The organism is Clostridium sp. CM042, from assembly GCF_055080995.1.
This window is the reverse complement of sequence record NZ_CM143646.1, coordinates 1,132,818-1,152,332: the sequence shown is the minus strand read 5'-3', so window position 1 is coordinate 1,152,332 and position 19,515 is coordinate 1,132,818. Positions and strand designations below refer to the sequence as shown.

20 protein-coding genes are annotated in these 19,515 nt (G+C 30.4%); 13 read left to right on the top strand and 7 right to left on the bottom strand.

The genetic code is table 11. The features are described from left to right. Positions 1-42: 42 nt before the first annotated feature. Both putP and ACWJJ7_RS05405 read left to right on the top strand, forming a co-directional pair. On the top strand, positions 43-1,518 hold the full coding sequence (putP, locus tag ACWJJ7_RS05410; RefSeq protein WP_462964287.1) for a sodium/proline symporter PutP: 1,476 nt from the start codon (positions 43-45) through the stop codon (positions 1,516-1,518). Positions 1,519-1,794: 276 nt separating this feature from the next. Beyond that, the gene (locus tag ACWJJ7_RS05405) at positions 1,795-1,953 is read left to right on the top strand and encodes a hypothetical protein (RefSeq protein ID WP_462964286.1); all 159 of its coding nucleotides are present in this window, start codon (positions 1,795-1,797) and stop codon (positions 1,951-1,953) included. Between the two features lie 146 nt (positions 1,954-2,099). Here the strand turns inward: ACWJJ7_RS05405 and ACWJJ7_RS05400 are convergent, their stop codons facing one another. Together ACWJJ7_RS05400 and ACWJJ7_RS05395 are read right to left on the bottom strand one after the other, a co-directional pair. Further along, positions 2,100-2,732: a hypothetical protein gene (locus ACWJJ7_RS05400; RefSeq protein WP_462964285.1), complete on the bottom strand. Its 633-nt coding sequence runs from the start codon at positions 2,730-2,732 to the stop codon at positions 2,100-2,102. 70 nt (positions 2,733-2,802) lie between these two features. Then, positions 2,803-3,744, bottom strand: coding sequence for a papain-like cysteine protease family protein (locus tag ACWJJ7_RS05395; RefSeq protein WP_462964284.1), 942 nt, complete (start codon positions 3,742-3,744; stop codon positions 2,803-2,805). A 248-nt stretch (positions 3,745-3,992) separates the two neighbouring features. On the opposite strand from ACWJJ7_RS05395, the gene ACWJJ7_RS05390 reads away from it, so the two are divergent. Together ACWJJ7_RS05390 and ACWJJ7_RS05385 are read left to right on the top strand one after the other, a co-directional pair. Then, positions 3,993-4,604, top strand: coding sequence for an accessory gene regulator B family protein (locus ACWJJ7_RS05390; protein WP_462964283.1), 612 nt, complete (start codon positions 3,993-3,995; stop codon positions 4,602-4,604). Further along, the gene (locus tag ACWJJ7_RS05385) at positions 4,579-4,728 is read left to right on the top strand and encodes an AgrD family cyclic lactone autoinducer peptide (RefSeq protein WP_462964282.1); all 150 of its coding nucleotides are present in this window, start codon (positions 4,579-4,581) and stop codon (positions 4,726-4,728) included. The genes ACWJJ7_RS05390 and ACWJJ7_RS05385 overlap by 26 nt, the downstream gene beginning before the upstream one ends. A gap of 1,308 nt (positions 4,729-6,036) precedes the next feature. On the opposite strand, the gene ACWJJ7_RS05380 is transcribed toward ACWJJ7_RS05385, so the two are convergent. Together ACWJJ7_RS05380 and ACWJJ7_RS05375 are read right to left on the bottom strand one after the other, a co-directional pair. Next, complete coding sequence (locus ACWJJ7_RS05380; RefSeq protein WP_462964281.1) at positions 6,037-6,285, bottom strand: LytTR family transcriptional regulator DNA-binding domain-containing protein; 249 nt, start codon at positions 6,283-6,285, stop codon at positions 6,037-6,039. Between the two features lie 51 nt (positions 6,286-6,336). Beyond that, positions 6,337-6,735 carry a response regulator gene (locus ACWJJ7_RS05375; protein ID WP_462964280.1) on the bottom strand — a complete coding sequence of 133 codons (399 nt, stop codon included), beginning with the start codon at positions 6,733-6,735 and terminating at the stop codon, positions 6,337-6,339. A gap of 618 nt (positions 6,736-7,353) precedes the next feature. On the opposite strand from ACWJJ7_RS05375, the gene ACWJJ7_RS05370 reads away from it, so the two are divergent. Further along, entirely contained in the window at positions 7,354-8,694 is a 1,341-nt protein-coding gene (locus ACWJJ7_RS05370; protein ID WP_462964279.1) for a radical SAM protein, read from the top strand. Positions 8,695-8,892: 198 nt separating this feature from the next. Beyond that, positions 8,893-10,437: a M4 family metallopeptidase gene (locus tag ACWJJ7_RS05365; protein WP_462964278.1), complete on the top strand. Its 1,545-nt coding sequence runs from the start codon at positions 8,893-8,895 to the stop codon at positions 10,435-10,437. A 294-nt stretch (positions 10,438-10,731) separates the two neighbouring features. Here ACWJJ7_RS05365 and ACWJJ7_RS05360 read toward each other — a convergent pair whose 3' ends face one another. Then, positions 10,732-11,223, bottom strand: a complete 492-nt coding sequence (locus tag ACWJJ7_RS05360; protein ID WP_462964277.1) for a hypothetical protein — start codon at positions 11,221-11,223, stop codon at positions 10,732-10,734. A gap of 29 nt (positions 11,224-11,252) precedes the next feature. Further along, the gene (locus ACWJJ7_RS05355; protein WP_462964276.1) at positions 11,253-11,651 is read right to left on the bottom strand and encodes a hypothetical protein; all 399 of its coding nucleotides are present in this window, start codon (positions 11,649-11,651) and stop codon (positions 11,253-11,255) included. Positions 11,652-11,958: 307 nt separating this feature from the next. Between ACWJJ7_RS05355 and ACWJJ7_RS05350 the strand changes: the two genes are divergently transcribed. The 3 genes from ACWJJ7_RS05350 to ACWJJ7_RS05340 all read left to right on the top strand — a co-directional run bounded on the left by ACWJJ7_RS05350 (position 11,959) and on the right by ACWJJ7_RS05340 (position 14,973). Next, positions 11,959-13,407: an amino acid permease gene (locus tag ACWJJ7_RS05350; protein WP_462964275.1), complete on the top strand. Its 1,449-nt coding sequence runs from the start codon at positions 11,959-11,961 to the stop codon at positions 13,405-13,407. Between the two features lie 114 nt (positions 13,408-13,521). Then, positions 13,522-13,986 (top strand): C-GCAxxG-C-C family (seleno)protein, encoded by a 465-nt coding sequence (locus ACWJJ7_RS05345; protein ID WP_462964274.1) that lies wholly within the window; start codon positions 13,522-13,524, stop codon positions 13,984-13,986. Positions 13,987-13,998: 12 nt separating this feature from the next. Further along, on the top strand, positions 13,999-14,973 hold the full coding sequence (locus tag ACWJJ7_RS05340; protein ID WP_462964273.1) for a TDT family transporter: 975 nt from the start codon (positions 13,999-14,001) through the stop codon (positions 14,971-14,973). 176 nt (positions 14,974-15,149) lie between these two features. Here ACWJJ7_RS05340 and ACWJJ7_RS05335 read toward each other — a convergent pair whose 3' ends face one another. Then, entirely contained in the window at positions 15,150-16,058 is a 909-nt protein-coding gene (locus tag ACWJJ7_RS05335) for an endonuclease I family protein (protein ID WP_462964272.1), read from the bottom strand. 474 nt (positions 16,059-16,532) lie between these two features. On the opposite strand from ACWJJ7_RS05335, the gene ACWJJ7_RS05330 reads away from it, so the two are divergent. From ACWJJ7_RS05330 to ACWJJ7_RS05315, 4 genes are all read left to right on the top strand, one after another. Further along, complete coding sequence (locus ACWJJ7_RS05330) at positions 16,533-16,676, top strand: hypothetical protein (protein WP_462964271.1); 144 nt, start codon at positions 16,533-16,535, stop codon at positions 16,674-16,676. 137 nt (positions 16,677-16,813) lie between these two features. Further along, on the top strand, positions 16,814-17,974 hold the full coding sequence (locus ACWJJ7_RS05325) for a cell wall hydrolase (RefSeq protein ID WP_462964270.1): 1,161 nt from the start codon (positions 16,814-16,816) through the stop codon (positions 17,972-17,974). Between the two features lie 695 nt (positions 17,975-18,669). Further along, positions 18,670-19,056, top strand: coding sequence for an SMU1112c/YaeR family gloxylase I-like metalloprotein (gloA2, locus tag ACWJJ7_RS05320; protein ID WP_462964269.1), 387 nt, complete (start codon positions 18,670-18,672; stop codon positions 19,054-19,056). Between the two features lie 198 nt (positions 19,057-19,254). Then, positions 19,255-19,425: a hypothetical protein gene (locus ACWJJ7_RS05315; protein ID WP_462964268.1), complete on the top strand. Its 171-nt coding sequence runs from the start codon at positions 19,255-19,257 to the stop codon at positions 19,423-19,425. Positions 19,426-19,515 lie beyond the last annotated feature (90 nt).

Genomic DNA, 19,515 nt, shown 5'->3' with positions numbered 1-19,515 from the left:
GAAAATTACGAATGACATTATAGCATTGAAAGGAGAATTAATATGGAAATAGAATCAGTCGCGGCTATTGGGGTATATATGCTTATTTTACTTTCAATAGGCTACTATTCTTACAGGAAAACAAATGATATTTCAGACTACATGATAGGGGGCAGAGGGCTTGGGCCTATGGTAACAGCACTATCTGCTGGTGCAAGCGATATGAGTGGCTGGATGCTAATGGGGCTTCCTGGTGCAGTTTATGCAAAAGGAATATCTAGCATTTGGCTTGGAATCGGGTTAATAGTAGGAGCTTACTTTAATTACCTTCTACTTGCTCCAAGATTTAGAATTTATACAGAGGTTTCAAATGATTCATTAACTGTTCCAGATTATTTAGAAAATCGCTTTAAAGATAAGTCTAATATGCTTAGACTTGTTTCTGGGATAATAATACTTGTGTTCTTTGTGCTATATGTTTCATCTGGAATTGTAGCAGGGGGGAAATTATTTGAAAGTATATTTAACTCTACATATACAGCTGGTGTAGTTGTTACATTATCTGTAGTTGTACTATATACATATTTTGGAGGATTTTTAGCAGTAAGTCTTACAGACTTTTTCCAAGGCTCACTGATGTTTGTTGTACTGGTTGTAGTGCCAGCTGTAGCATATATGAATATAGGAGTAGATGCTGGTACATTTGTTAATAAAATAAAAGCTATTGACCCAGCTTTATTTGATATGTTTAGGGGCACAAGTGTTGCAACTATTATTGGACTTTTGGCATGGGGACTTGGGTACTTCGGACAACCACACATTATTGTCCGCTTTATGGCAATTAAATCTGCGGGGGAATTAAAGTCAGCAAGAAGAATAGGGATTGCCTGGATGACCATAGGTCTTTTAGGTGCTGTAGCAAGTGGACTTATAGGACTTGTATACTTTACACAAAATAACATGCCGCTTAAGGATCCAGAAACAGTTTTCCTTCGTCTTGGAGATATTTTATTCCATCCATTTATTACTGGCATTATATTAGCAGCAGTGCTATCAGCTATTATGAGTACTATTTCTTCTCAACTATTAGTTTGTTCAAGTTCTATAACAAGGGACTTTTATTTAACATTCTTAAACAAAGAGGCATCAGACAAGCAGCAAATGAAGATAGGAAAAATATCTATACTTATAGTTTCAGCTATTGCCACATTCTTTGCATATTTGCCAAACAAAACTATTCTTAATATAGTTGGGCAAGCGTGGGCTGGTTTTGGTTCATCCTTTGGACCTGTTCTTTTACTAAGTCTTTATTGGAAGAGAATGACTAAATGGGGTGCTCTATCAGGGATGGTTGTAGGAGGTCTAACAGTTATTGTGTGGATTGTTACTGAATTATCTACTTATATGTATGAAATGGTTCCAGGATTTATACTATCGCTCATAGCCGTTATAGTTGTTAGCGTTATAACTAAAAAACCAGAAGAGTCTATAAATAAGGAATTTAAAGAAATGGAAGAAATATTAGCAAATTTTAAGTGAAAATATTGAGTTCTCTTGTATATACATTGAGAACTCAATATTTTTTTATTTGTTAAAGTAAATTTTATTTTTATAGTCGCTTTAATATGCTTTATAGCAGGTAATTATCACTTATAGGAGTGGGAGATTTTCTTTCTGGAATTTTAAATATAGAAATAAGGGTATAAAAATACAAGGAATGATGGAAAATAATATAGATATGTAATTACACGTATTGAGAACTAAGTCAGGTAAATTAAAAAATGAATGTGAATGATAAAGGAGGAACAAATTATTATGACTACAATTGATGAAATAAAACTTGAAATATATAAAAATGAAATATTATCTGAATTAGGAGTTGAATTATATAAACTAAATAATAAAGATATTGAGTGTTTAGACGACGCAATATTATTTAGTAATGAGGGAGATAGACTTAAAAAATTATTATAGAAGAATGTGGGGTTGAGTTCTTTGCATAATTTAAAAGATCAAATTAAAATACATGAAAATAAATAGTATACAAAAAAATCCTAAAAATATAACTGGAAATTAAATTTCCAGTTATAAAGTATTTCAAATAATAAATTAACACAAATTTATTTATTTTCTTGTATTATACCTTTTAATTTTTCTAATAAGCTCTGTGGAGAAATCTCTTTTCCAGAAGGTATTTTCAATATTTGTGAGGCTGATTTGCTTAAATACACTCGTTCTTCAGTGCCGCCGGTAACATAGAAAATTCCTTGTCCTTGAAATTCAAAATATCTTATTTCTTCTTTAACTTTTAAAGTTTGTTTTATACTTGAGTACAGTTTCATTAAATCTTTACTTCGATTCTCTCCACCCATTTTTACTGGCTTAACATTAGTTGCAACTACAATTCCCTTTGGCTGATCTTGATTCATCATAAACCAAAGTCTTTCGTCTGTTCCTTTCAAAATCCCTGAAATTGTCTTTCCATTAAAATCTAAAACATCCTTGCTTTGAGCAATATCATAAATTGGAATAGAAAATTTAGAAAGTTTCACTCCGTCTACTCCACCTTTTTGTCCTTGTCCCATTTGAAGGGATTTATCTGTACTCTGTCCTTGTCCTACCACATAATCATTTAATGCTTTATTTGCAATGGTATCTTTTGATTTATCTGCTGCATTTGTAACCATTGATCCAATGGTAATACAACCTGCCACGGCTACTATGCAGACTAAAATTTTTGTTCCTTTTAGCATTTTTGTTCCTCCTATGAATTTTGAATTTTTCAAACGATTATTGACTGTAATTAGCTAATCTTTTTACATTTTATCTTTTACTGAAATTATTTATGTAACCCACCCATGTTTGTTTTGAACTGTTTTTGTAACTATTAACTTCATAGTCAGAGTGCTCTCCATACCAAGGGTCCATAATTTTCACATAGTTTGTTCCATTATTGCTATAACAGCCATCTAAAACTTGTGCATGTCCACCACCACTAGTCCATGAAATCATTGTTTCCATTGGATTACCTGCATTAATTTCACTTTGAATGCGTGTATAAGAGGGAATAGACTGGCTGTAATTGGCATTTAATCCGAAATTTCTTAAGCCGTTAAGCATTTCATTTGGATAGCCTGCTTCGTTGACTAAGCTCCCTTTAACGGAAGTAACTACCTGTTCTTGTGTCACATTATAACCATAGTGTTGTAAAATAGCACTTGTTGTAGTTGCCCAACACCATTGGTCCATTCTTTGTTTAATGTTTGGAACTGTTGCACTTGTGTTTGTATTAGGGTCTTCCGGTGGGTTTGTGTTCGTATCTTCCGGAGGATTACCATATACTATAGCAGAAGTAACATAAGCTTTTTGATTATTTCTATCTGTATAAAAGAACCATTTAGTATCTGGTATTCCTGACCAATAATCTCGAACTGAATCTCCTTCTACCCATCCATTAAAATTGACTCTTGTATTTCCAGGAATACTATCTGTTTGTCTTGATGTAAGGGTTGGACCGCTTCGAACATTACACTTTGATCCAGTAACACCTGAAAAATTTACATAATGCTCCTGGGTTGAGCTACCTAAAGCTTTCACCTTAATAGAGTGCTCGGTAGGTGTTTTCGCCTCTATCGGCTTATTTATTGCTCTTGCTGCAAATGCGGGTTGCCAAGTGATTAGAAGCGTACTAACAAATATAACCCCATAGAGACTTAGTTTAGAATAAATTAGTTTCATTTTTGAGCCCTTTTTTTGTTTTAACAATTTTATTTTCCCCCTTTATATAATTAATGAATTTGGGATGAACATCCCTACACAACAATATCATTTATGTTGAAATACATGTATAATCCTTAATTGTATAGTATAATAATTGCATTATTTGGTATAAAGTATGTTTAAATGTCATTCAATGCAATTTTCGTGTCATTCAATACAATTTCATTGACAATTAGCTATTTACTTGTTAAATTTGACATATAAGAAATTGTTTTTATTAAGGAAGTACTTGCATGAGATTATCAGAAGAGTTTAGTATGAAATTATCAAATTATATAAAAAGAAAAGTGCCTAATAAGACAGAAGAGGACTTAGAAATTATAAGGTATGGGATAGAAGTTTTGTTCATGAATATCACAAAACTTCCGATTATTTTAGCTGTAGGATACGTATTGGATTTATTCTGGTATACGCTGTACACCGTAATAATCTTTGGGATTTTGCGTCGCTTTGTAGGAGGAATCCATGCTAGAAAAAGTATTACATGCTTAATCTCTACAGGACTTATAATATTGGGTGCCATATATATTTCTTTAGCATCTCAACTTACCATTATTGTAAAAGCGTTTATTTTTATAGTTGTTGTATGTATATTTTTTAAATATGCACCAGCAGATACAGAGGAAAAACCTTATTTAGATAAAAATGTTAGGCAAAATCTGAAAATAAAAAGTATAATTACAGCTATTGTTTATTTTCTTTTTTCTATATATATAAAGAACCCATTTTTTTCTAATATCTTTATGTATATACTATTGGTAGAAGCCATTCTTATATGTCCGATTACATATAAAATATTAAACAGGAGGTATAACAATTATGAATATTACAGAGAAAGTATCTGAAATTTTAGCAATTAAAATAAGCAATATAGCTACAAATATAGCGCATACATCCACCAAAGCTTGCATTGGTTATGCTTTAGATGAACCTAAAATGCCAAAATCATTATTAAGAAAAGCTAAGTAGTCTTATCTACCTAGTTTATATACAAATCTTGAATAAAATTTTTTTTTAACAGATGTTTTTAATAAAACATTAGGATATTTGTTATTTACAATTTCTTACATTATTTAAACCTATTCCACGATTTTGACCTTTTGTGGAATAGTTTTTTTGTATATCTTGGTTACATTACATTGGTTATTATAAGAATTAGCAATAGTTGTATTTAAAACATTCATCTTGGAATGAAAGATATAGATACAACTTTCTCTTTGCTATCTTTTGCCGCTTCATATGTACTTGTCTATCAATATACCACAATTCTTTACAGATTCATAATATCTATATGAAAGTATCTATTGTATCTAAAATCTCTACTGATAGAGTTATATTATCTAATTGAAATTTTACTATTTAAATAATAATCCCTTTAAACCAGCATCTTTTATTTTTTTAGCTTAAGTATTTTATTGTTTTCACATTCATTAATTAACTCTACATTAAAAATTCTTTTTTAATTTTCAATATTATTGTCTTCTAAATATCTCAAATACAAAAAGAATATTATTACAATCATGTTTAAACTTAGATACATCATCTACTAAATTTTCTATAATACTAGCAGGTGTTTTTAATTTTCATAAATTTTTGTTGCTTTGCTTTTAACATATAATTTTTATGGGAAAGATCACAAATCAGAAATTATGCAAATAGAAATTAGAAGTACAATAACAACGGTATAATTATTGAAGGACTTATATGATAAAAAATAGATAATAATAAATACAATCATTAAATTTGTAATAAATATAGTATTTACCATAAAATCATTATCTTTAATTTATATTTAGAAATTAAAGTATAGTAAATATTTTTTAAAGTTATACTTATATATAATATATTTTCCATATATCATAAAACAGTTAAATGAAAAATATTACAATATTAAAATAAAATAAATATTATTTGTTTGTAGATAAAATCTCTAGATATTAGTAAAAAATTGCATTGTTAAAGATTCAGATAATGTCATTATTAGGGTTATAAAAAATGTAGTTTGAATCAAAGATAAGATATTGCGTTCAAGTAATACTGCTAAAATTATCATAAGAAATATAGTGGTAATGATAACCTTATAACCATTTTCAAATAATTAAACTTAAGCACATAATAGTACAATATAGAGACACTTAGTATTATTATGAAATTGTTTATATTGATAGTAAATTTATATTTTTTTAATTTGTAATATATAATTGAACATAAAACATAATAAATAAAAAGAGCTATATTTATTATCCACACGCATTGTTCACCTCTTTTAAACCTGTCCTAGAAATAGGGCATCTGTCTCCTGTCACCATTTCCACATACTTGGATTATTAGAATTTTACGCTTGATTTTTATATATTTCTTATTCACTATATTTGTTTTATGGGTTTGAATAAAATTATTATCTAGTGAATTCATTAATTCTTTTAACGTGCTGTAAAATTCAACGATAGTGTTACTATGAAGAGTCACTTTGCGGCTATTTTTTATAGTTTCAATATAAATATCTTGAAGCAGTATATTAAACATTTCTGTACCTATTTTAATTACTAATTTCTTTGGCTCTTCATCTTTTTTCCCTTATTCAGTATTTGGGTAGCAGCAATTAAAAACACTTAACTGATTTTCAAGATGTATGCTTTTATTTATGAATGTTACCACACGTAGTTTGTATTGAAACACTTTAAAACTTAATTCAACATGATTGGTAACAAAAATCATTTCACCTGAATACTTATCTAATTTTCTAATCTCTCTTCCTAGGGTTAACCCGGTTTTTTCTTCATTTAAATCGATATCCAATATGTATATGTTATTTTCAACATTATTTTTAACATATGATATAACATCAGTGGAATTATTAAAAGTTAACACAGTGAAATCTTTGAAATCCATTTCTTCTTCGTAAGTTTCCACAACTATATTTTTTAGCAGACTCACTGTTTTGGGACAATCATCACATATAAGTATATTAATCATTATTTAACCTCCTTTTGTTATATGTCTAGTATGCAATTAAGATATTAGAGTGAATAATATGCTTAATTAGAGTCTTTAATACGTTGAAATTGAGCTATGGTAATGATGGGTGATCCACTGTAGTTTAAGTATTATATACTTGGCAGCAGGATACCAATTGATATGTTGATAGAGGATTGAATTCTAATTTGTTTTCTCTATTATAGATATATTCTACAGATATATTGGAATACCTTCAAAAATTGACAATTATACGGAGAGGTATGAAGGTGAAATTGTTGAATAATGATAGGATAAGCCTGCTTGTTTTTTTGCAAGATTAGAAGAAAGATTATAATCTCTAGGGTGACTAGTTGAAGCATAAAAATAATTAATGAAGCATAATAATGATTAATGAAGTTTTGGGAAACCAATTCTGATAAATAAATATGTTGGTCAAAATGTTTTATTAACTTTGATTGCATGGAATTGTCTCCCAGCGGTTAATTTAGTCATGATGAATATAAACCCTAAAAAAGTTGGGGGAATTTCTGTATATATATAATTGCAAAGCCTTGCAGAAACCTAATTACAAAGTTATGTAATTTACTAAGTATTTAATGAATAGGAGGAATAACGATGTTATCTGTAAAACAATTAGCTCAATCTATGGCTCTTAAAGAGGGCATAAATTATGTTGAAAAAAATCCTATGAAGAATTTCCCTAAACTATTAAAATGGGGTAAAAAATTTGCATCACGTGAAGACCATAGGATGGAAATGGATGACATAGCAAAAAAGATAAAAGACCCTACTACTGTCACATATAAATTTATTGAAAGGGTTTTAACAGAACTAAACCCAGAAGTAAGGAAAAAGTTTTTAGTTAATTTTTTTATAAATTCTGGAATAGTCGGTATGCCAGAAAGTGCTAAAATTCAAGAAAAAGAAAAATGCAATATTCCTTGGGCTATACTATTAGATCCTACTGCAGCATGCAATTTAAAATGCATTGGATGCTGGGCAGCAGAATATAACAAAGGTGATTCTCTTTCCTATGAAACTATTGATAGGATAATAATGGAAGGCAAAGATCTCGGAATTCATATGTATATCCTCTCTGGTGGGGAACCACTGGTTAGAAAAGAAGATATTTTAAAAATCATTAAAAAACACAGTGATTGCATGTTCCTTTCATTTACCAACGCTACATTAATCGATGAAAAGTTTGCAGATGAAGTAGCAGAAGCAGGAAACTTGGCGTTTGCTATAAGTGTAGAGGGCTTTGAAAAAGAAACTGATATGAGAAGAGGTGAAAGTACGTATCAGAGAGTTATTGTAGCAATGGACATACTTAAAGAACGTGGTATTGGTTTCGGATTTTCATCTTGCTATACTAGTGAAAATTACCTTTCCATAGGTTCTGAAGAATATATGGATTTTATGATTAATAAAGGCTGTCTTTTTGGGTGGTTGTTTACATATATGCCTCTTGGAAAAAACGCTGTACAAGAACTAATGGTTAGCCCTGAGCAAAGAAAGTTTATGTATGACCGTGTACGAGCTTACAGAAAAGAAAAACCTCTCTTTCTAATGGATTTTTGGAATGATGGTGAATATGTTGGAGGCTGTATAGCTGGTGGCAGACGTTACCTTCACATAAATGCAAATGGTGATGTAGAACCTTGCGCTTTCATTCACTATGCCAATGTCAATATAAATGAAACAAGCCTTTTAGAGGCACTAAAATCTCCTATTTTTCAGCAATTTAATAAGAATCAGCCATTTAATGATAACCACTTAAGGCCTTGTCCGCTTCTTGATAATCCTGAAAAACTAAGAGGAATGGTGCATGATTCAAATTCACATTCAACTCAACCAGAAGATGAAGAGAATGTGGATGAGTTAACTGCAAAATGTGAAGATAAATCAAAGCAATGGGCAGTTATGGCAGAGGAGCTTTGGGCAAAACCACATTAATAAGTAAAAACCAGCAGTTTTATTTTGACTGCTGGTTTTCTAAGTTTTATTAACGAAAACGGTCCGGGTAATATTAATAAAAAAAATGTCATATATTGTATTACAAAATTAGTTGACTATAAAGACTATTCTCATTATTATTATAATTAGTTATATACATAAAAACACTGTATATACAAATTATGGAGGGGGAAATTTATGAAAAAAGCAATTTCAATTCTAACTGCAATGGCAATGGTGGCATTAATTAGTCCAGTTAATGCAAATGCATCACAAGGAAGGCCAGCAAATTTTGTGAAGGTACAATCATCAGAAAAATTATCAAAAGACATGAAAGGTGTGCATAAATTCTTTAAAGAAAATAAAACCGTAGTTGAAGATTCAGTGAATAAGTTGGAAGAAGTAAAATCAAATGATGATAAATTGGGTTTTAAACATATCAAAACTCAACAAATGGTAAAAGGAATTCCAGTTTATGGTAATGAATATATCGTTCATTTTAATCAAAAGGGTGAAGTATATGCTGTGAATGGTAAATATGATGCTAACGCAAAAAATGCTAAAATAAATAAAGAACAGTTAATAGGTGAAAATAAAGCTCTCGAAATTGCAAAAACGCAAGTTAAATTTGATAAGCTTGAGGCAGATCCAACTACTAAACTTTACCTATACAATATAAATGATAAATATGTTCCAGTTTATGTAGTTTCATTAAGCTTTCTATCACCAACACCAGGAAATTGGAAGTTCTTTGTAAATGCTGAAAATGGAAATATAGTAAAAAAAGGCAATAAAATATCTAAGGTTGCTACTACAGGGACAGGTTTAGGTGTACTTAACGATACTAAATCATTAAATCTTGACAAGGTTACTGTAAGTAACAAGGTTCAATATCAATTAAGAGATACCACAAGAGGTAATGGTATAACTACTACTTCAGCGGCTAATACTACTAACAAAACTGGTTCTATCGTCTATTCAACTACAAACGTAATTAATGATAAAGCTGCTGTAGATGCGCATTACTATGCAGGAGTTGTATATGATTATTATAAATCTAAATTCAATAGAAATGGTTTTGATGGAAAGGATATGGAAATTAAATCTACAGTTCACTACGCTAAAAATTATGTTAATGCTTTTTGGAATGGAACTCGAATGATTTATGGAGATGGCGATGGTATTGATGCTATTGAATTATCTGGAGCTTTAGATGTAGTGGGTCACGAAATGACACATGCAGTAGATGAAAAAACAGCAAATCTTGATTACGAATTACAATCTGGAGCATTAAATGAATCTATGTCAGATGCCTTTGGTACATTCATCGAAAATTATGGACAAGCTGACAAATTTGACTGGTTAATGGGTGAAGATGTTTGGACACCTAAAGTAGATGGTGATGCATTAAGAGATATGTCCAATCCAACTAAATATGGCGATCCAGATAATATGAGTAAATTTGTAGTTAGTCCTAATACGCAAGAGGGAGATTGGGGTGGAGTTCATACAAACAGTGGAATTCCAAACAAAGCTTGTTATCTTATAGCTTCTAATGCTAACGTAGGGATAGCTAAAGCAGAACAAATTTATTACAGTGCTTTATCTAATTATTTAATTTCTACTTCTAACTTCCACGATGCAAGAGTTGCACTTGTTCAATCCGCAACAGATCTTTACGGTGCAAATGGATCAGAAGTTGCTGCGGTAAATGCAGCTTGGGATGCAGTAGGAGTAAAGTAAAAAATGGGGCATTTGATGCTGATTGTGATAATTTAATAGATTAAGATTAAAAAAACTAACTCAAATTTTTATTTGTGAGTTAGTTTTTTTATTTATTAGTTCCAAATCAAATCTGCCCATTCTGAATGATCTATAAATGGATTTCTGTTGTGTTGATAAAAACTATAAGAAATTGTCCGCCAAATCACCAATCTTTTAGAAACAAGGAATGTAAGTGAAACGGACAATCTATGTTAATATAGTTATGAGAGCCAAAGTGGATTTTTCATCGATATTAAAAATGCAAAAAAATATCTAACACATAACAATAATTTTATATGGTGTGGTCTGAGCTGGTATACTCTTTGTGGTAGCGCCATAGACAATAATTAGATTTCGATTTGCAGGGTTATTGCTAAATGATTGCCCATTTTCTAAAACTATCTGAGTATAGGGGGCAATGTTTAATCTTAAATTAGTATCGCTACTCACCAACTTATCGTTAAAATAGTCTACTTTCACATTTTGATATTGTTTATCTCTTGCCATAACAATTGCTCTAAATTGTGGCGGGAAAATGAGAGGGACAGGTGCATTTGCATCATAAAAGCCAGTTACCATATCTCCAGGTATCACCATTACATGGTCTACAAAGTAAGTAGTTGGCGTCACCACGAAATTAACTAAAGTTCCATTGGCGTTTTCTACAGACATTAATTTATAACATCCCGCGCCTTCTTCATTTGACCCTATCCAAAAGTCATTAATCATGGTAATCGTACCATGAAAAGGTTGAAATTTTTCCATTTTTATTCCTCGATTCTTTAATTAATATTTTAAAAACATTGGAAACTACTAATATTTCTCAAATCCATTCCGAAAAACCTCCATCTATTTCTATTCCAGCGGAAACCTGATATAGATCTAGGGCCGACAAATGTAAGCCATGCCCAGAAGCCTCTTTCTCTCCTCGGCCATATATATACAAATCTATAGAGGCAAGGTCTAATTGCACCTGGGTCTATAGCTAGAGGGGTAGCACCAAATTGTTGTGATTGAGGCTGAGATGGTATAAAGTTTGGAGGTGCGGAAGACGGTCCACCCTGAGGTCCTTGTGCGAAGGATGTAAAATCATCCATTTGCCTGTATGGATACATTAAAGGAAAATCTTGAGTTTCTAGTTCATAGTTATACGTTGGATTATAAAATCTAATGGTATCTTCATCAATATACATTTAACTAACTCCTTAAAGTATTTACAATATAGTATATGATTACTTTTAGGTTTTGTTATTTTTAATTTTAGGTGATTGAATTTGCAAAACAAATTGAGTTCACAATTAGGGTTTAATTCTACGCTTTATAACTGAAATTTAATAATGATATATTATATTTTATATAATATATAAAGTGATATAAAATATTGAAATAAAGTGTGAATAATGTTAGTATGAAGAGGATTTATAGAAAATATTGGGGAATCTGAATCAAAGCTTTGTAAACGATTCTTGGAATATTAATTAATTGGAGGGGGTTCATAATATGAACGAGACAGGGGTTAAAAAACTTACCTGGCAAAATCTGGCACTGATGGCTTTTGTTATGGTGTGGGGATTTGGAAATGTTGTTAATAACTTTGCAAATCAAGGGTTAAAAGTTGTTGGATCATGGATAATTATTATTGTATTGTATTTTATACCTTATGCATTAATAGTAGGGGAATTAGGTTCTACATTTAAGTATGGTAAAGCAGGAGTTAGTACATGGATAAAATCTACAATGGGTCCAAAATTAGCTTATTTAGCAGGTTGGACTTATTGGGTAGTGCATGTACCATATTTAGCACAAAAACCCCAGTCAATTTTAATAGCATTAGGCTGGGTAGTAACACAAAATGGAAAATTCATTAATGGTTTTAGCCCATTAGTGCTACAATCAGTAACATTAGTACTATTTTTCTTTTTCATATGGTTTGCTTCAAGAGGTGTTAATTCATTGAAAAAAATAGGAACCATAGCAGGAGTATCAGTATTCGTAATGTCAATGTTATATATAGTTATGATGATTGCAGCACCTTCAATTACAGGAGTAAAAATTGCAACAGCACACATAACACTAAAATCTTTTATTCCAGATTTTAACTTTTCATATTTTACTACAATATCTATGCTAGTGTTTGCAGTAGGTGGCTGTGAAAAAATAGCACCTTATGTTAACGATACAAAAGAGCCATCAAAAAACTTCCCAAAGGGAATGATTGTACTTGCTATAATGGTTGCAATGTCAGCATTACTAGGTTCAGTTGCAATGGGAATGATGTTTGATGGAAATAATATTCCAGTAGATTTAAAAATGAATGGACAGTACTACGCATTTAAAACATTGGGTAATTACTATGGAGTAGGAAACATATTTTTAATTTTATATGCAATTGCGAATATGCTTGCTCAAATTTCTGCATTAGCATTCTCCATTGATGCTCCTTTAAAAATATTATTTGCAGAAGGAGATAAAAAATATATTCCTGCGAGTCTAATGAAAACAAATAAACATGGGGCTCCAATTAATGGATACAAAATGACGGCTGTTTTAGTTGGAATTTTAATAATTGTACCAGCCTTAGGCATTGGAGATATGAATACATTGTACAACTGGTTATTAGACCTAAATTCAATTGTTATGCCAATAAGATATTTATGGGTATTCCTAGCATACATGGCTTTAAGAGGCTTTGCTAAAAAGAAATTTTCTTCTGAATATAAATTTATAAAAAATGATAAGATAGCATTCATAATTGGTTCATGGTGTTTTGTATTTACTGCATTTGCATGTATTATGGGAATGTTCCCAAAAGTAAAACCAAACTCACCAGAGTATACTTTCCAACTTATGCTTAATTTATTAACACCATTTGTACTTTTATGCTTAGGATTGATATTGCCTTTAATTGTAAAAATATCAAATAAACGAAATACTATAAATAAATCTTAAGATATATTAATTGTGTTCGCGACCATTGGAATATATTTCAATTAACTATTGGACTTGCTGTAATAATACATATATAATAATATATGTATTATTATATTAAAAGGGGGCAATTAAATGAAAAATGAAGTTAGTATTAAAAAGATCAGAAGAGATGCAGAAGAGTCATTTAGAAAAGGTGATTTTTTTTGTTCCGAAGCTATTGTTAGCTCAATAAAAAACAATTTTGAAATCCCAATGCCAGATGAGATGATTGCAATGGCTTCAGGATTTCCTGTCGGAATAGGAAAATCAAAATGCATTTGTGGGGCTGTATCAGGGGGAGTAATGTGCATAGGTTATTTCTTTGGTAGAACAACAGCTGGAGATCCTAAGGTGCAAAATGCTCTTAAGCTTGCTAATGAATTACAAGAAAGCTTTAAAAATAACCATAAGGTGTTATGTTGTAAAGTCCTTACTCACGGGATGGACATGACTTCTGGAGAACATCAAGCACAATGCATTTCCTTTACTGGGGAAATAGCGGAAAAAGCTGCACAAATTATAGTTAGAGAGCTCGGCCTTGTAAATATTGATGAGTAAGGTGGTAAAAAGATGAAAAGCCTGATAGAAAAAACTCCTGTACCAATTGCAGGGTTAATGTTAGCTTTAGCAGCAACTGGCAATCTATTATTATCTCATGGTGCTATATACAGGAACATCTTTGGAGTTGTATCTGCATTAATATTATTACTCCTTATATTTAAAATATCTTTTGATACAAAAAGTGTAGTAGAGTCTTTTAAAAACCCCGTTGTTGCAAGCGTAATGCCTACTTTTACTATGGGTTTAATGACTCTGGCAACTTACATAAATCCATATGCTCATTCAATATCCTTTGGAGTGTGGTCTTTTGGTTTATTAATGCATTGTTTTTTGATAATTTGTTTTACGACAAAATTTATTTTTGACTTTGATATAAAAAAAGTTTTTCCAAGCTATTTTGTAGTTTATGTTGGTATTGTGATAGCAAGTATGACTGCACCTACATATAATTTAAATAGTCTTGGAAAAGGTATTTTCTGGTTTGGTCTTATATCATATTTATGCTTGTTGCCTATTGTGATTTATAGGACATTCTTTATTAAGGGAATTCAAGAGCCAGCACTACCAACTATTTCGATATTCGCAGCTCCAGCTAGTTTATGTTTAGCTGGATATTTAGCATGTTTTCCAGTGAAAAGTAATTTCATAGTAGGCTTTTTAGGAGGTCTAGCATTTATAATGTTCTTAGGAGTGATTTTGTGTTTACCAAAGCTACTTAAAACTAAATTTTACCCAAGTTATTCCGCTTTTACTTTTCCACTGGTGATAAGCGCAGTTGCCATGAAGCAACTTAATGGGTATCTAGTTAAATCATCTCCTACGGGGCTGCATATTAAAGAACCAATATATATGTTAAAATATTTGGCTAAATTCCAAGAAGTGCTAGCTGTTTTAATCGTTATTTATGTTTTAGCAAGATACTTTAAATTTCTTTTTCTTGAGGATAAAATCTCCAAAAATCCTAAAATAGACAAAGCTATCTAAATATATAATAAGTAAGACTAATTTAGAATTTAAACTATAAAGAGGCTGCCCCAAAACGAGACTTTTGAGGAGTCCTCTTTATTTTTTTGTGCTTTTTATATGGTATTACTAGCCTAAATAGAAATGCTACCCCAATATAGTTGAATTCGGATAGCATTTCTATTTAAAAATCTAAATTAGTTCCAGATCAAATTTGCCCATTCTGGATGATCTATAAATGGATTTCTGTTATGTTGATAATTGTTGTAGATCACATTATTTCTGTTTTTCTCAAAATTATCAACTGGATCTTGGGCATTCCATTGTAATAATACAGATAATTTTCCCATGTAAGAGGCTGTAGTATTATTGGTTAAATTGTTTAACTCTAAATTTAATTCTCCATGCTCTCCCTCATATCGTACTGCCATATAAAATAACATTCTAGCAATATCACCTTTTACGCTATCTCTTGGTTCCCAAGAATCTTTATCATATTTACATTGTGTTGCTTCTGAATTAGGTGTACCGCCCATATCGAAGTCTAAATTTCCTCTTGCGCTATTTACGGATACATCTGCTGGTCTAAGGTGATGTAAATCTGTTCCAGCTCCTGCTGCAGTTCCAAAATTACCATGTGATTTTGCAAACACATGCTCTCTATTCCAATTATCTGCTCCACCTCCATTTGTCAACTTTCCTTGAGAACGTCCGGTGTAAAGCAAAATAACGTTATTTGTATTGTTTGGGTCTTCATCTGTATTTCTTAATGCATCCCAAACCGCATTATAAGAAAGCTTAGTGTGATTGTCAATGATATCATTTAATGTTGATTTAAGACTTATGCCTGTTTTTCCAATCGCACGTGCATAGTATGTGCCGTCGTATGGTGATGAACCACTTGGGGTTACCGTTACATTATTTGTTGTATTTACTGGAGCAACGGTCTGCATTTTGTTTCCTATATCCACTGAGTAAAGATTTTGCCATGATCTATCTCTGGTAACTGCAAATGATAAGTTAGATAAAAAAGACGAAAGAATAAAGGATAAAATAATCGCAAAACTAAATATGAACCTTCCCTTTTTCAAAGTTTTCTTGTTCAAAATTAACACCCCCTAATAATTTTTTATAAATAAGGTCGCTTTATTGCATGCATTCTCTAATTCCTTCTTTCTAAATATCATGATGCAACCTAATTTAATATAATAAAATTGAAATTACATATAAAAACATATATAAATTAGTGATAATTATTATTATTAGTATGCCTTAATCTCTAAATAAATGAAAGGTTTTCAACATTTTTACAAATAACATGTTACAATTGGAATTATTACCCTCATACGAACGTAAAAACAAAACTAAACGTGCTCATTTTTTAATTCTCTTCTCATTTAATAATGGAATAAGTCTATAATCTTCAACTAAATTTTTTTTGTTTGTTAAATAATAGTCTAGCTTTAATTAATAAATAAACATATAGAATCGAGAATATAAAATAATTTAGGAGGATTTTATGGAATTAAATAAAATAGAAGCATTGGGGACACCTCAAATAAAAGATGTATTGGATAATAATGGAATATATGAGTCTTTTAAATAAAATAGAAGTAAATATACATAATGAAAAGAATAGAGTTAAATATACTATGAATGGGTTTGTAATAGATGTTGGAACTTATATAATTTATACTGATATAAGTATAGCATTTAAAAATTGACAACTGGTGGTCATATTACAAATAATTTAAAAGCCAATATTTGCTAAACATATCTCTGTATGTTATTATGTTCAGATGATAAAAACTTTTAAACATAATATATTAAAAAATTAAATATTATGTAGGGGGATGGAGAATTGAACAAAAAATTAATTTCAGCCGTAATGGCACTTGGCGTAATTATGGGCGTTAGTTCTACTAACGTATATGCAGATACTGCGTCAGATAAGGCAAAAATTCATCAGGTTCAAACTCAAAGAAACGACCTTGAAAATAAAGTCGAGATTATGAACAATCAGCGTGAAACAATTATGTCTAAAATCAATAGTAATGAAAGCAATATAACTATAACACAAAAGGATATTAAGCAAACAAAAATAAATATTGCAAAAGCAGAGGTTGATATCAAAGCAGAACAGATTATTTTTAATAAAAGAATGAGAGTAATGTATATGAATGGGTCATCAAGCTATATAAACATTATGCTAGGCTCAAATGGTATAGATGATTTTATATCCAGAGTAGAAAATATTAAAAGAATAGTAACCTTTGATCAAAAGGTTATGAATAATATGAAAACAAAAGAAGCAGCAATTAATTTAAAGAAGGTAGCGCTAGATACAGAGAATACAAAGTTGCTATCTTTAAGAGTTGATAATAAAAAGAATTTAGCTATTTTAACAAAACAAAAATCAGACCAAATTGCATTAGCATCAAAATTGAATGCTCTAGAAAATCAATATGGTGCGCAACTAGTAATAGATCAAGCCACTGAAGCAAGACGAGCTACAGAAGAAAAACAAGCATTAAATGATTTAAAAAAAGCTAATAACAAACGGAATGAATCTCCTAAACAAGTTGTAAAAACTCCTGAAACAGTTAGTTCTACTACAGAGCAAACTAAACCTATAGCAATCAAAAATGACGCAAGTGATTTGGACTTGCTATCAAGATTAATAACTGCCGAAGCAGGAGGAGCATCTTATAATGCTCAGGTTGCTGTAGGCGCTGTAGTTTTAAACAGAGTTAAGAGCAGCAGTTTTCCAAATTCAATCAGTGCTGTTATTAATGAAAAAACAAATGGGTTTTATCAATTTACACCAATACTAAATGGTAACATTAATAGACCTGCACAGGCAAGTTCTGTGAAGGCTGCAAATGAAGCACTCGGTGGAAATGATCCAACAAATAATGCGCTGTTTTTTTATAGTGGTAGTGTTCCTAAGGGATTGACTTTACCACAACCAGTTTCCATAAGAATAGACGATTTAACATTTATTAAAAAGCTAGAAGACTAAATATAGGGTATTTTTGATAATTTCTTAACTGAAGATTTAATTTTAATACAATGATATGTATTTATTGCTTAGGACTACATAATTATTAAGCATCTTAAACTCAAATATTGTTATTGGGATGGTACAGAGGATTATTATGAATAAAGGGGAGTTCACTTTGTGAACTCCCCTTATATATATACAAATATTTAATTTTTAACTAAGTAGAGATTAGTAATTTTTTTACTAAAGTATTTTTCTTTGTCTTATCACATATCTTAAAGACCTCTTATTTATAAAAGTGTACTAACCTCTAAAAACTTTAACAACTTAATTTGAAACATTGGACTATCCCCTTTCTATTAGCAATTCTTTTAGTTTATCTAATGTAGGTTAATATCTTTCTGGAATCACTTCCATCTCTTGTACTAATTAAATTCTGTTGTTTTGTTTATAAATTAATAATATCATAGTAACAGATATTTGTAAACAATTATTTTCAATTAATAATAAATATTATCTAAGAAAAAAATAATGAATGTTAGTGGAGGATGGATATATAAACAATAATGATGAGGGAAAAATATATACATTTACTTCCCCTATATTAAGGATGTGGTGGTGTAAAAAAATTGCAAACTAGTGATTTAAGTAGAGTATATATGTTATTATTAAAATATCATATATATATTAATAGAAAACAAGGAGATATAATAATGAAGTTAAATAAGATTCATCATATAGCAATTATTTGTTCAAATTATGAAAGATCTAAAGAATTTTACGTTAATGTTTTAGATTTGAAAATCATTAAAGAAATATACAGAAAAGATAGAGAATCATTTAAGCTCGACTTAGGTGTTTCAGAGAATTATCAAATAGAATTGTTTTCTTTTCCACAATCACCTAAAAGGTCAAGTTATCCTGAAGCAAGAGGACTAAGGCATCTTGCTTTTGAGGTGGATAACATTGATGAAGCAATAAAAGAACTGGCTGATAAGAATGTAATTACTGAGCCTGTTAGAATTGATGAGATTACGCGGAAAAAATTTACTTTTTTTAGTGATCCAGATGATTTACCTATAGAATTATATGAAAAATAGAGTTGTATTCTGAATGCGTCAGCTCGCTGATTTTGTATAAGTACAATCTGTGTTGCTCAAAGGGGTGTTTGTAGGGTATAATAAATCAGTAAAATAACAAGAACTACCTTGAAAATATTTGTTGTGAATATTAATTTAGAAGGTATCAGTTATGAAGTTTTTTAAAGCTGTGAAAAATAAAAAAAAGAGGGTAAAAATATGAAAAATGATATAAACAAAAACATGGAATTAATGAAAAAAATTATTGAAGAAAAAAAAGCAAAATCTTCCGCACAAAAAAATAATAAGAGAGCATCAATCCATGGATCACAAAGCCCATCATCAGGTAATGGCGGAGGTTTAGTTGGTAAAAATAATAGGGGACAGTAAACAAATTACCCTGTTAGAAATGTACAGCCTACGTTGCTAATTCAACATATGTTTGTAATTTTTAACGCGACATTTGTATAAAAAAGTAAT